The sequence below is a fragment of the Streptomyces sp. NBC_00647 genome, from assembly GCF_045207245.1.
Taxonomy (GTDB): Bacteria; Actinomycetota; Actinomycetes; order Streptomycetales; family Streptomycetaceae; genus Streptomyces.
Genome location: NZ_CP109040.1, coordinates 7,693,925 through 7,705,714, shown reverse-complemented (window position 1 = coordinate 7,705,714; position 11,790 = coordinate 7,693,925). Strand labels below are relative to the sequence as shown.

Sequence of the window (11,790 nt, the reverse complement as noted above, 5' to 3'; positions counted from 1 at the left end):
CGTGCCTGCCATCCGCTCCAACCGCTCCGCTCTGGTGCGCCGCGGCATCGCTGCCGCCACCGCTCTCCCCCTCCTCGCCCTCGCCGCCTGCAGCTACGGCTCCGACGCGAAGGACGACACCAAGGCGAAGGTCGCCGCCGGTTCGAAGAAGATCGACGGTCTCGACTCCGTGAAGATCGGCTACTTCGGCAACCTCACGCACGCCACCGCGCTGGTCGGCAACCAGAAGGGCTTCTTCCAGAAGGAGCTCGGCGCCACCGAGGCGAAGTACCAGATCTTCAACGCCGGCCCGTCCGAGATCGAGGCGCTCAACTCGGGCTCCATCGACATCGGCTGGATCGGCCCCTCGCCGTCGATCAACGGCTTCACCAAGTCCGAGGGCAAGAGCCTGCGCATCATCGGCGGTTCGGCCTCGGGCGGCGTCAAGCTCGTGGTGAACCCCAAGAAGGTCAAGTCCCTGAAGGACGTCAAGGGCAAGAAGATCGCGACGCCGCAGCTCGGCAACACGCAGGACGTCGCGTTCCTCAACTGGGCCGCGGAACAGGGCTGGAAGGTCGACGCGCAGAGCGGCAAGGGTGATGTGTCGGTCGTCCGCACCGACAACAAGATCACTCCGGACGCCTACAAGTCCGGCTCCATCGACGGCGCCTGGGTGCCGGAGCCGACCGCGTCCAAGCTGGTCGCCGAGGGCGGCAAGGTGCTGCTCGACGAGTCGGACCTGTGGCCCGACAAGAAGTTCGTGATCACGAACATCATCGTGTCGCAGAAGTTCCTCAAGGAGCACCCGAAGGTCGTCGAGGCGGTCCTGAAGGGCTCGGTCGAGACCAACAAGTGGATCAACGCCAACCCGGACGACGCGAAGGCCTCGGCGAACAAGCAGCTGGAGGCCGACTCGGGCAAGGCGCTGCCGGCCGAGGTCCTCGACCCGGCCTGGAAGTCCATCCAGATCACCAACGACCCGCTGGCCTCGACGCTGAACTCCGAGGCGGACCACGCGGTGAAGGCCGGTCTCCTGGAGAAGCCGAACCTGACCGGCATCTATGACCTCACGCTCCTGAACAAGGTCCTCGCGGCCGCGGGCGAGAGCACGGTCGACGACGCCGGTCTCGGCGTCAAGTAAGCCCGGATCCAACCGAGTTCCCAGGAGGTGACGACCATGGCAACGACGCTCGCCAAGGCCGCCGACGGCGCCGACACGACGGAGTACGCCGCCCGCATCGAGCACGTCTCGAAGTCCTTCGCCGGACCGGCGGGGCCCCAGCTCGTCCTCGACGACATCACTCTCGATGTCGCGCCGGGTGAGTTCGTCACCCTCCTGGGGGCCTCGGGGTGTGGCAAGTCCACGCTGCTGAACCTGGTGGCGGGGCTCGACAAGCCCTCCGCCGGAGGCATAACGACCAACGGGCGACCGGCTCTGATGTTCCAGGAGCACGCCCTCTTCCCGTGGCTGACCGCGGGCAAGAACATCGAACTCGCCCTGAAGCTCAGGGGAGTTCCGAAGGCCGAGCGCCAGGACCGGGCCGAGGAACTGCTCGAACTCGTCCGCCTGAAGGGCGCGTACGGCAAGCGGGTGCACGAACTGTCCGGCGGTATGCGCCAGCGCGTGGCGCTGGCCCGGGCGCTCGCGCAGGACAGCCAGATCCTGCTGATGGACGAGCCGTTCGCGGCGCTGGACGCGATCACCCGGGACGTGCTGCACGACGAGCTGACCCGGATCTGGCGCGAGACGGGTCTGTCCGTCCTCTTCGTCACGCACAACGTCCGCGAGGCGGTGCGCCTCGCGCAGCGCGTGGTCCTGCTGTCCTCGCGCCCGGGACGCATCGCCCGCGAGTGGACGGTGGACATTCCGCAGCCGCGCCGCATCGAGGACGCCCCCGTGGCGGAACTGTCCATCGAGATCACCGAAGAACTGCGTGGGGAGATCCGCCGCCATGGCCAGCACTGAGACGAAGGCCGACGCCGCGGTCAAGGACAACGACGGCCTGGGCGGTCTGGAGGCGGGCCTCGACGCGCTCGAGTCCTCCGTCGCGGGCCGCAAGTCCTTCGGCACGACGTTCCGGCAGAAGGTGCTCCCGCCGCTCGTCGCGTTCGCGATCGTCCTGGTGGCCTGGCAGGCACTGATCACGTTCAAGATCGTCGATGACCCGACCAAGCTGCCCTCGCCGTCCGACGTCTGGGCCGAGGTCCAGGACGCCTGGCTCCAGGGCACGCTGCTCGACTACATCTGGACCAGCGTCTCGCGGGGTCTGCTGGGCTTCCTGTTCGCCCTGGTGATCGGGACCCCGCTGGGCCTGGTGGTGGCACGGGTGAAGTTCGTGCGCGCCGCGATCGGCCCGATCCTGTCGGGTCTGCAGTCCCTGCCGTCGGTGGCGTGGGTGCCGCCGGCCGTGATCTGGCTGGGCCTGAACAACTCGATGATGTACGCGGTGATCCTGCTCGGCGCCGTCCCGTCGATCGCCAATGGGCTGGTGTCGGGCGTGGACCAGGTGCCGCCGCTGTTCCTGCGGGCGGGCCGCACGATGGGTGCGACGGGCCTGCGGGGGACCTGGCACATCGTGATGCCGGCCGCGCTGCCCGGCTACCTGGCCGGTCTGAAGCAGGGCTGGGCGTTCTCGTGGCGCTCCCTGATGGCCGCGGAGATCATCGCCTCCTCCCCCGACCTCGGTGTGGGCCTGGGCCAGTTGCTGGAGAACGGCCGCAACGCCAGCTCCATGTCGATGGTCTTCCTCGCCATCTTCCTCATCCTGTTCGTCGGTATCGCCATCGACCTGCTCATCTTCAGCCCGGTGGAGCGGTGGGTGCTGCGCAACCGTGGACTCCTGGTGAAGGGCTGACCCCGTCATGAGCAGGCCGGAGCGCCCCGTCCTCGTCGTCATCGCCCACGGCAGCCGCGACCCGCGGCACGCCGCGACGGTGCATGCCCTGGTACGACGGGTGCGCGCCCAGCGCCCCGGCCTGCGCGTGGAGACCGGCTTCCTCGACTTCAACATCCCTTCCGTGCAGGGAGTGCTGAACTCCCTGGCGGCCGAGGGCGTTCGCGACGTGGTGGCCCTGCCGCTGCTGCTGACCCGGGCCTTCCACGCCAAGTCGGATATCCCGGCGGTGCTGCGGGAGGCACCGTCGCGCCTGCGCGTGCGGCAGGCGGAGGTGCTCGGCCCGTCCCCGCTGCTGACGGCCGCGCTCGAACGTCGTCTGTACGAGGCCGGGCTGACGCCCGCCGACAAGTCCTCGACCGGGGTCGTGCTGGCCTCGGCGGGGTCCACCGACCCGGAGGCGATCGCAGTGATCGCAGAAATCGCGCGGGAGTGGCGGCACACCGGTTGGTGCGCCGTGCGGCCTGCGTTCGCCTCCGCATCCCTTCCCCGCACCGAGGACGCCGTCCGCGAACTCCGCGCCCTCGGCTGCGAGCGCGTCGCCGTCGCCCCGTACGTCCTGGCTCCCGGCTTCCTGCCGGACCGGATCGCCCGGGGTGCCGCCGGGGCCGACGTCCTCGCCGATGTCCTCGGTCCCGCGCCGGAGGTCGCGCGGGTCCTGCTGGACCGCTACGACGAGGCCCGGATGCCGTCCTTGCAGGCGATCGGCGCCTGACCCCCGGCTGCCGCCAGGGCGGATCAGTCGAAGTCGAGACCGCCCGTGCGGGTCCTCTTGAGCTCGAAGAAGTCGGGGTGGGCGGCGAGGACACGGAAGCTGTCGAACAGTTCGGCGGCCTTCTCACCGCGCGGCACGGCCCGGAGCACCGGCCCGAACCACACCGTTCCGTCGACATGAAGGGTGGGAGTCCCCACATAGGCGCCGGAGTCCCGCTCGGTGCCGGCGTCATGGCTGCGGCGCACCGCCTCGTCGTACGAGGGGTCGTGGGCCGCGTCGGCCAGTTCGGCCGGGAGTCCGAGCTCGGCGAGCGACTCGGCGACCACGGCGTCGAAGTCCTTCACTCCGCGCTGATGGATGCGGGTGCCGAGAGCGGTGTAGAGATCGCGCAGCACCTTCTCGCCGTGCCGCTCGGCCGCGGCCACCGCGACCCGTACCGGACCGATGGACTTGTCCACCAACTCCCGGTACCAGTCGGGCAGTTCATTGCCGAGGTTGTGCAGGTACAGGCTCATCGCGTGGAAGCGGAGGTCGAGCGGACGCTTCCGCTCGACCTCCAGAATCCAGCGTGAGGTGATCCAGGCGAAGGGGCAGGCGGGGTCGAACCAGAAGTCGACGCGGGTGGGCGAGGTGGTCGTCATGCCGTCGAGGCTAGTCACGCATTGGCACAGGGTCTCGGCCCAATCGCCTGCCGATTTCATGGCCCAATCGCTCGCCGAACCGGCGTCTCCGCCCGCGCCGGACCAGGCTTCCTACACCGTGGACCAGCGCGGATCGCGGCCGCTGTGGGCGAGGGCGCGCTCGAACACGGGCGCGTCGTCGGGCACGTCCACCGGGTCGGCGAAGCCGTCGTAGCGGCGGTAGAGCTCGGCATGGGTGTCGACCACGTCCAGGACGAACCGCGCCGCGCCGTCCGAGACACGGAACGGCTGGCCGGTGGCCGCGGCGACGTCCCAGCCGTGCACCGCCATCTCCTTGACGACCATCGAGGCGATGTCCGCGGCGGGCATCTTCGCCACGCCGATGTCGACCTCGCCGTCCCACACGGCGGGGTCGTCCCAGGCGGCGACCGCGCGGTCGAGCTGCTCGGCGTAGGCCTCGGCCCAGCCGGGTTCGGCCGTGAAGTCGCGCGCGGTCAGCTCGTCGGGGAGCTGCCTGCGCAGGGCCCGGTGCTCCAGTCCGTGCGCGGTGTAGAGGACCCAGTGGTTGACCAGGGTGCGGACGTCCCAGTCCGCGCAGTGCGAGGACTGGGGCAGCTGCGCCGCCGTGACACCGCGGGCCACGCGGGCGGCCTCGGCGGCGCATTCGACCATGTGCGGATACACGTTCTTGTACGGATCGTTCATGGGTTCCACGCTAGGGACGCGGCGCCCGCTCCTCTTGAACAAACGCGACAGCCTCGTCGGCCAGCCGGACGAGCTCGGTCACCGGCATCGACCCCGCCGCCCGGCGTTCGCGCGCGAAGGTGTTGGCCAGCCGCTGGAGCAGGTCGTTGAGCGGGGTCGGTACACCGTGCAGCCGGCCCAGGAGCGCGATCTCGCCGTTCAGATAGTCGGCCTCGATGGTGCCGGTGCCGCGGTGCAGGGACTGCCAGGAGGAGCCCGCGCCGCGGTCGGAGCCGTCGAAGGGCTTGAAGGTGATCTTGCCGGCGCGTACCCGGCTCTGCTCCTCCTCACCGGCGTACGCGATACCGGCCGCGTCGAGCACCGCCGCGCCCTCCGCCCGTACCCGCCCGAAGAGCGCCAGGCCCTCCTCGCTGGTGAGGACCCCGCTGACCGCCTCGATCGCGTTGGCGAGATTGCCCAGGAGCTTGGCGTACTGCCAGCGCGCCACGTCCGGCACGACCGGCGCCTCGAAGCGGGCCGTCTCCAGGTCCGCGGCGATCCGGCGGACCGTGTCGTCGGTGCCCTGCGGAACCCGGCCGAGGTGCAGGATGCCGGTGAGCGGGGAGCCGGCCGCCGCGACGACGCCGGGTTCGACGAAGGTGGCGGGCAGCCAGACGCAGACCCCGTACACCCGGCGGAAGCGGCGCAGCGCCAGACGCCGGCTCTCGACGCCGTTCTGCGCGCAGACCACCGGCAGCCGCTCGGCGGCCGTGCCGCCGCCCGCGACCGGACGCGGTCCCCAGTCCCGCAGGGCCGCCTCGCAGTCCTGGGTCTTCACGGTGAGGACGAGTACGTCGTCAGCGCGCAGTTCCCCGAGCGCGTCCGGTCCGTCGACCGCGGGGAGCCGGTGGGTGCGCGGGCCCTCGGGGGTCACGAACCGCAGCCCGCCGGCACGCAGCGCCGCGAGATGCGCGCCCCGGGCCACGAGGACGACCTCGTGCCCCGCCTCGGCGAGCCGGCCCCCCACGGCTCCGCCGACCGCCCCGGCCCCGATGATGACATAGCGCATACGACGAGCCTCGCACAGAAGGGTGTAGCGGGCAGCGGGTTCGGAGGGTCACCCTTCGACGGAGCCGAACGGGGTGCCCTGGTGGAAGTACAGGAGCCATTCGTCCCCGGTCAGCCGCCACAGTGAACTCCGGTGCGCCCGGCGCCCGTTGTTGTCGGTGTCGAACGTCAGATGGACCAGGTCGGCGGCCAGCTGGACACCCCTCATGCGTGAGGTCGTACTGCGGCTCCCGGTCTCCGTCTCCGCGGCCAGCGAGGCGACGATCGAGGCGCGGTCCCAGATGCGTCCGGACAGGCCGAACTCGTAGAACTCGGGGTGCAGCAGCGCGCCGACGAGTTCGGGCGAGCGGCGGACCGCCGGGTCGAGCAGGCGCAGTTCGCCCTCGATGGCGGCCTCGACGGCGGCATTGCGCTCAGGCACCGGTCAGTTCCTCCAGTTTGACGACGGTGTTCCAGTTCCGTGTGGTGGCGAGGACGCCCTTGAGCAGCCTGGGCTTCGCCAGGGCCTCGGCCAGCTTGGAGCGGCCGAGACCGTCGGGTGCGTACAGGTAGAGGACGCGGTCCCCCAGGCGGAACTCCTCGGGGAGGAAGGCCGCGGGCTCGACGGAGGCGAAGCGCCCGGCGTCGACGGGGTCCGAGAAGTACGTGATGTGCAGCTGCTTGGCCTCCAGTTCGGCGGCCGGGAACGGGCACGCCTCCCGGACGGCCCGCAGATAGCCGTGATCACGGACGAGCACACCGACACCGAAGCCGAAGTGCTTCTCGATGGCGCCGGAGAGTTCCTCGGCGAGGGAGTCCTCGTCGCCGTGACCGCTGCTGAACACCGCGTTCCCGCTCTGGAGATACGTGCGGACGTCGCCGTACCCGAGTCCTTCCATCAGGGTGCGCAGCTCGGCCATCGGCACCTTCTTCGCACCGCCCACATTGATGCCGCGCAACAGCGCCGCGTACGTCGTCGTCATCCGCACACCATAAAACGGCCGTCGTGCCCCGCGGGGGTGGGCACGACGGCCGGGGTGCCACGGGGCCGCGCGACGGCCTCCGGGACGTGGCCGTCCCTGAGCGGCGTCCCCGAGAAGGGCCATTACGTGTAAGGGGCCTACGTCCTCCCCAGTGCGGAGACCCCGGGGTCCGCGGGGAGGAGCCGGAGCGCCGAGGGTTCACCGGGCAGTACGAGGAGACGGGCTTGTCCGCGCCATACCTTCAATACGAAAGGTGGCGGCAGGGGGTTGTCACCGTGCACAAGGGGGCTGGCCCGTCATGGGGAACGGAGACACACGGGTGCGGGGCATCGCCGCGCGAGCAGGCGGCTGGAGCGCCCGCCACCGATGGGCGGCCGTCGGAATCTGGGTGCTGTTCGTCGTCCTGGCGATGGGCCTCGGCTCCGCTGCGGGCCGCGTCGACGTCAAGGAGAGCGACCAGCTCAAGGGCGAGACGCACACCGCGGCCAAGATCATCGAGGACGCCGACATCAAGGAGCCGGCCAGCGAGACGGTCCTGATCCAGGCGAAGGACGCGGGCACCAAGGCCACGGACGCCGAGTTCCGGAGCGCGGTCGCCGCGGTCGTCGAGGCGGTAGACGCCACCGGCAAGGTCTCGGACGTGACATCGCCGTACGACACGAAGACGATCTCGAAGGACGGCCGCAGCGCGCTCGTGCAGTTCGACATGCGCGGCGACTCCGAGACGGCGGGCGAGCGCGTCGAGCCCGTGCTGAACGCCGTCAAGGGCGTACAGAAGGACCACGCCGGGCTGCGGATCGAGGAGATCGGCGGCGCCAGCATGATGAAGCAGTACGACGACGCCTTCGGCGACGACTTCCAGAAGGCCGAACTCTCCGCCGTCCCCGTGGCGCTCGGCATCCTGCTGATCGCGTTCGGCGCGCTGGTGGCGGCGCTGCTCCCGGTGGCGCTCGCGGTCACCGCCATCATGGCGACGATGGGTCTGATGGGCGTCGTCAGCCACCTGATGCCGATGAGCGACACAGCCAACTCCGTGATGCTGCTGGTGGGTCTGGCCGTCGGTGTCGACTACTGCCTGTTCTATCTCCGGCGTGAGCGCGAGGAGCGCGAGGCGGGCCGTGACGCCGCCACCGCGCTGCGGATCGCCGCCGCGACCAGTGGCCGCGCCATCATCGTCTCCGGTGTCACCGTGTGCGTGGCGATGGCGGGCATGCTCTTCACCGGACTCGCCGAGTTCGAGGCGATGGGCCTGGCCTCGCTGATGGTCGTCGCCGTCGCCATGGTCGGCTCGGTCACCGTGCTGCCCGCGCTGCTCTCCCTGCTCGGCGAGCGGGTCGAGAAGGGCCGCCTCCCCTTCCTGCACCGGGCCAAGCGGCGCGGCGCGAACGGCGGACGGAGCAACCGTCGTCCGGCCGACCAGGGCAGCCGGTTCTGGAGTGCCGTCCTGCGCGTCGTGCTCGCCCGGCCCGCGATCTCCCTGGTCGTCGCGACGGGCGCGCTGCTCGCCATCGCCGCTCCGGCACTCGGCATGAAGACCCAACAGCTCACCCTGGACAAGGAGTTCGGCGACTCGCTGTCGATCGTGGGCACGTACAACCGGGTCAACGACGCCTTCCCCGGCGGCTCCGAGCCGGCCGAGGTCGTCGTGAAGGCGCGGGACATCGGCGCCGCCGATGTGAAGGCGGCGCTCGCCGACTTCCGTGCGGCGGCGATCAGTTCGGGCGCCTCGCGCGGTCCGGTCGACATCAAGGTGCACGCGGAGCACAACGTCGCCTTCGTCTACGTCCCGCTGGTCGGCGGTTCCGATCAGGACAAGGCGGAGAAGAGCCTGGAGCTGCTGCGCGACACGGTGCGCCCGGAGACACTCGGCAAGGTCGACGGCGTGGAGGCTCCGATCACCGGGCAGGTCGCGGGATCGCACGACTTCAACGACCAGTTGGTCGGCTCGGTGACCCCGGTCTTCGCCTTCGTGGTCGTCTTCGCCTTCCTCCTGATGCTGCTCTCCTTCCGCTCGCTGACGATCGCGATCACCTCGATCGTCCTCAACCTCCTCTCCGTGGCGGCCGCCTACGGCATCCTGGTCGCGGTCTTCCAGCACGGCTGGGGTGCGTCCCTGGTGGGCGCGGAAGGCGTCGGCGCCATCGTCACCTGGCTGCCGCTGTTCCTCTTCGTGATCCTCTTCGGACTCTCGATGGACTACCACGTGTTCGTGGTCTCCCGGATCCGTGAGGCACGGCTGCGGGGCCGCAGCACCAAGGACGCGATCCGGCACGGCGTGGTCACCACGGCCGGTGTCGTCACCAGCGCCGCCGTCATCATGGTCGCCGTCTTCGCGATCTTCGGAACGCTGTCCATGCAGTCCATGAAGCAGATGGGTGTGGGCCTGGCGGCTGCGGTGCTCATCGACGCGACGATCATCCGGGGTGTACTGCTCCCCGCGGTGATGGCGCTGCTCGGCGAGCACAACTGGTACCTGCCGAAGTGGCTGAACCGGATGCCCGACCTCACGCACGACGAGTCGTCCGAAGCCGTCGCGGCCCCGGTGCCGGTGACGATCGAGGGCGAGCGGGCCGGGGTGTAGCCGGCCACCGGAACCACCGGCCGGAGCGACACCTCGTCCTCCGGGCCTGTCGGTCCCTCAGGGCCCGTCGGCCCCCTCCCTTCGGGGACGGGGCCGACGGGCCCTTCGCACGGGGTTCACGTCCGCGCGCGCAGTTCCGCCTCGATGAGGTCGGCGGCCCGCCGGGTGCCTCCCTCCTCGGTCATCCGCTCGCGGATCTCCCGCAGCCGGCGCGCGACTTCGGGATCGTCGGCCACCGCGAGGACGGCCTCGCGCAGGGCGGCGGCGGTGGCCTCCTCCATGGGGAGATGGCGGGCGACGCCGAGCGTCTGGAGCATGTCGGCGTTGCCGAACTGGTCCACCGCCTGCGGTACGGCCACCATCGGCGTGCCGGTGGCCAGTCCCTCCTGGCTGCCTCCCGCGCCCGCGTGGGTGATGAACGCGTCGGCCTGCCGCAGGACCGCGAGCTGCGGCACCCATGAGTGCACCTCCACGTTGCCGGGCAGCTCGCCCAGCTCCGCCGGGTCGACGAACTTTCCGATCTGCAGCACGACATGCCAGTCCGGCAGGTCTTCGAAGGCCTCGGCGCACGCGCGGTAGAAGGCGGGCTGCTTGGTGAAGCTGGAACCCAGTGACACGAGCAGCACCCGCCCGGCACCGGCGGGCCGCTGCCACTCCCCCTGCGCGCCACGGTCGCCCTGACAGGCCCCTACGAAGGTGTAGCGCCGCTCGTCGACGCGGTCGGCGTTCGGCTGAAGGGCCCGCGGGATGAGGACGAGGCAGCGGTCGGGGCGGCCCATGAAGTCCTCGACGCTCAGGTCCATGCCGTTCTCGGCGATCCAGCCGGCGAAGGTCTCGTAGAACGCCTGGCCGCGCGGGGTCCGCTTGAGCGGCTCGAACAGCGGCTTGCCGACCTCCTCCTCGTAACCCTCCCAGGCCACCAGGTTCGGTGAGAGCTGCACGATCGGGACACCCCAGCGATGGGCGAGCACCCGGGCGGGATAGGCGGTGATGTCGTACAGCACCAGATCCGGCTCGTCCCCCGCGTAGGCCGCCGCGAGCTGCGGCTCGGCCTGCAGGGCGTCCGCCAGGAACGGCTCGATGTTGTCGATCAGCTCGGTCCCCCACGCGTCCGGATCGTCGTCGGTGGGCAGCGTCGAGTCCCACGGTTTCGGTTCGGCGCCGGTCTCGGCGATCCGGTCGGCGAACGCGGGTGGAATCGCGTACGTGACACGGTGGCCGCGGGCGACGAGTTCCCTGATCACTTCGATGCTCGGGTTCACATGGCCGTGGGCGGCGATGGAGAACATGGCGATATGGGCGGGTCGAGTGGTCATGCGCTCCAGCCTAAGCGAGACGATACGTCTCGTCCAACCAATACACGTCTGCGGTCGCGGCCCACCTGCGGATCGGGTACTACGGAGAGCGGGGCCCACCGCGACGAAGGGACGGCTCACCGTGCAGACGCGTCTCGACGAGATCGCCGACGGCATCTACCGGATCTCGACCCACGTTCCCGAGATCGCCCCGCCGGCGGGTTTCACCTTCAACCAGTTCCTGGTGGCGGCGGAGGAACCCCTGCTCTTCCACACCGGGATGCGCGCCCTGTTCCCGTCGGTCTCCGAGGCCATCGCGCGCGTGATGCCGGTGGACCGGCTGCGCTGGATCACGTTCGGGCATGTCGAGGCCGACGAGTGCGGCGCGGTGAACGAGTTCCTGGCCGAGGCCCAGCACGCCGAGGTCGCGCACAACACCCTGGGCTGTCTGGTCACGCTGAACGACCTGGTGTCCCGGCCGCCGCGGCCGATGGGCGAGGGCGAGCGTCTGGACATCGGCGGCCACGAGGTGCGCCGGGTCGTGCGGAACATCAACACCCCGCACGTACCCCACAATTGGGAGGCCCGGCTGCTCTTCGAGGAGCACACCCGCACCCTCTTCTGCGGTGACCTGTTCACCCACCTCGGGAACGGGCCCGCCGTCACCGCCGACGGTATCGTCGAACTCTGCCTGGAGGCGGAGGAGTTGTTCCGCCAGATCTCGTGCCTGACCGCGATGACGGCCACGCTGCGCTCGCTCGCGGAGCTGCGGCCCGCCACACTCGCCGTGATGCACGGCTCCTCGTTCAACGGTGACTGCCCCCGCGCGCTGAACGACCTCGCGGACGCCCTCGACTCCCGCTTCGGCCCCGAGGCCGCGTTCGTGTCCCGGCCGAGCGTGCTGGCGGGTCCGCATCCCGGGCCGGCGTGACCCACGCCCGCAAACGGCGAACCTCACCCGTGGCCGGGGG

General features: G+C 70.5%; 12 protein-coding genes. 6 read left to right on the top strand and 6 right to left on the bottom strand.

All coding sequences use genetic code 11. From position 1 onward, the window contains the following. Positions 1–10: 10 nt before the first annotated feature. From OG788_RS33870 to OG788_RS33855, 4 genes are read left to right on the top strand one after another with little or no spacing between them, the layout of a single operon-like run. Positions 11–1,120, top strand: a complete 1,110-nt coding sequence (locus OG788_RS33870; RefSeq protein WP_351536901.1) for an aliphatic sulfonate ABC transporter substrate-binding protein — start codon at positions 11–13, stop codon at positions 1,118–1,120. Between the two features lie 36 nt (positions 1,121–1,156). After that, entirely contained in the window at positions 1,157–1,945 is a 789-nt protein-coding gene (locus OG788_RS33865) for an ABC transporter ATP-binding protein (RefSeq protein WP_351536788.1), read from the top strand. Continuing rightward, the gene (locus OG788_RS33860) at positions 1,932–2,834 is read left to right on the top strand and encodes an ABC transporter permease (RefSeq protein WP_351536789.1); all 903 of its coding nucleotides are present in this window, start codon (positions 1,932–1,934) and stop codon (positions 2,832–2,834) included. Before OG788_RS33865 ends, OG788_RS33860 begins: the two co-directional genes overlap by 14 nt. 7 nt (positions 2,835–2,841) lie before the next feature. Then, complete coding sequence (locus tag OG788_RS33855; protein ID WP_351536792.1) at positions 2,842–3,588, top strand: sirohydrochlorin chelatase; 747 nt, start codon at positions 2,842–2,844, stop codon at positions 3,586–3,588. A 23-nt stretch (positions 3,589–3,611) separates the two neighbouring features. On the opposite strand, the gene OG788_RS33850 is transcribed toward OG788_RS33855, so the two are convergent. The 5 genes from OG788_RS33850 to OG788_RS33830 form a co-directional block, all read right to left on the bottom strand. Then, positions 3,612–4,229, bottom strand: coding sequence for a DsbA family protein (locus OG788_RS33850; protein ID WP_356749325.1), 618 nt, complete (start codon positions 4,227–4,229; stop codon positions 3,612–3,614). Positions 4,230–4,340: 111 nt separating this feature from the next. Next, positions 4,341–4,934 carry a TIGR03086 family metal-binding protein gene (locus tag OG788_RS33845; RefSeq protein WP_406374921.1) on the bottom strand — a complete coding sequence of 198 codons (594 nt, stop codon included), beginning with the start codon at positions 4,932–4,934 and terminating at the stop codon, positions 4,341–4,343. 10 nt (positions 4,935–4,944) lie between these two features. After that, positions 4,945–5,982 (bottom strand): ketopantoate reductase family protein, encoded by a 1,038-nt coding sequence (locus OG788_RS33840; RefSeq protein ID WP_406374920.1) that lies wholly within the window; start codon positions 5,980–5,982, stop codon positions 4,945–4,947. Between the two features lie 48 nt (positions 5,983–6,030). Next, positions 6,031–6,402: a nuclear transport factor 2 family protein gene (locus tag OG788_RS33835; RefSeq protein WP_351536802.1), complete on the bottom strand. Its 372-nt coding sequence runs from the start codon at positions 6,400–6,402 to the stop codon at positions 6,031–6,033. Next, a complete protein-coding gene (locus tag OG788_RS33830) occupies positions 6,395–6,943 on the bottom strand; it encodes a DUF1697 domain-containing protein (protein ID WP_351536804.1) in 549 nt (182 codons plus the stop codon). Before OG788_RS33830 ends, OG788_RS33835 begins: the two co-directional genes overlap by 8 nt. A gap of 298 nt (positions 6,944–7,241) precedes the next feature. Between OG788_RS33830 and OG788_RS33825 the strand changes: the two genes are divergently transcribed. Next, positions 7,242–9,524, top strand: a complete 2,283-nt coding sequence (locus tag OG788_RS33825) for an MMPL family transporter (RefSeq protein ID WP_351536807.1) — start codon at positions 7,242–7,244, stop codon at positions 9,522–9,524. Positions 9,525–9,640: 116 nt separating this feature from the next. Here OG788_RS33825 and mgt read toward each other — a convergent pair whose 3' ends face one another. Beyond that, complete coding sequence (mgt, locus tag OG788_RS33820) at positions 9,641–10,840, bottom strand: macrolide-inactivating glycosyltransferase (RefSeq protein ID WP_406374919.1); 1,200 nt, start codon at positions 10,838–10,840, stop codon at positions 9,641–9,643. Between the two features lie 121 nt (positions 10,841–10,961). Between mgt and OG788_RS33815 the strand changes: the two genes are divergently transcribed. Then, positions 10,962–11,750: an MBL fold metallo-hydrolase gene (locus OG788_RS33815; RefSeq protein WP_351536812.1), complete on the top strand. Its 789-nt coding sequence runs from the start codon at positions 10,962–10,964 to the stop codon at positions 11,748–11,750. Positions 11,751–11,790 lie beyond the last annotated feature (40 nt).

What these genes read in the sequence shown, in the direction of transcription:
- OG788_RS33855 (WP_351536792.1), top strand. Translation starts at nt 2,842, where the DNA reads ATGAGCAGGCCGGAGCGCCCCGTCCTCGTCGTCATCGCCCACGGCAGC.
- OG788_RS33865 (WP_351536788.1), top strand. Translation starts at nt 1,157, where the DNA reads ATGGCAACGACGCTCGCCAAGGCCGCCGACGGCGCCGACACGACGGAG.
- OG788_RS33860 (WP_351536789.1), top strand. Translation starts at nt 1,932, where the DNA reads ATGGCCAGCACTGAGACGAAGGCCGACGCCGCGGTCAAGGACAACGAC.
- OG788_RS33825 (WP_351536807.1), top strand. Translation starts at nt 7,242, where the DNA reads ATGGGGAACGGAGACACACGGGTGCGGGGCATCGCCGCGCGAGCAGGC.
- OG788_RS33840 (WP_406374920.1), bottom strand. Translation starts at nt 5,982, where the DNA reads ATGCGCTATGTCATCATCGGGGCCGGGGCGGTCGGCGGAGCCGTGGGG.
- OG788_RS33830 (WP_351536804.1), bottom strand. Translation starts at nt 6,943, where the DNA reads ATGACGACGACGTACGCGGCGCTGTTGCGCGGCATCAATGTGGGCGGT.
- mgt (WP_406374919.1), bottom strand. Translation starts at nt 10,840, where the DNA reads ATGACCACTCGACCCGCCCATATCGCCATGTTCTCCATCGCCGCCCAC.
- OG788_RS33850 (WP_356749325.1), bottom strand. Translation starts at nt 4,229, where the DNA reads ATGACGACCACCTCGCCCACCCGCGTCGACTTCTGGTTCGACCCCGCC.
- OG788_RS33845 (WP_406374921.1), bottom strand. Translation starts at nt 4,934, where the DNA reads ATGAACGATCCGTACAAGAACGTGTATCCGCACATGGTCGAATGCGCC.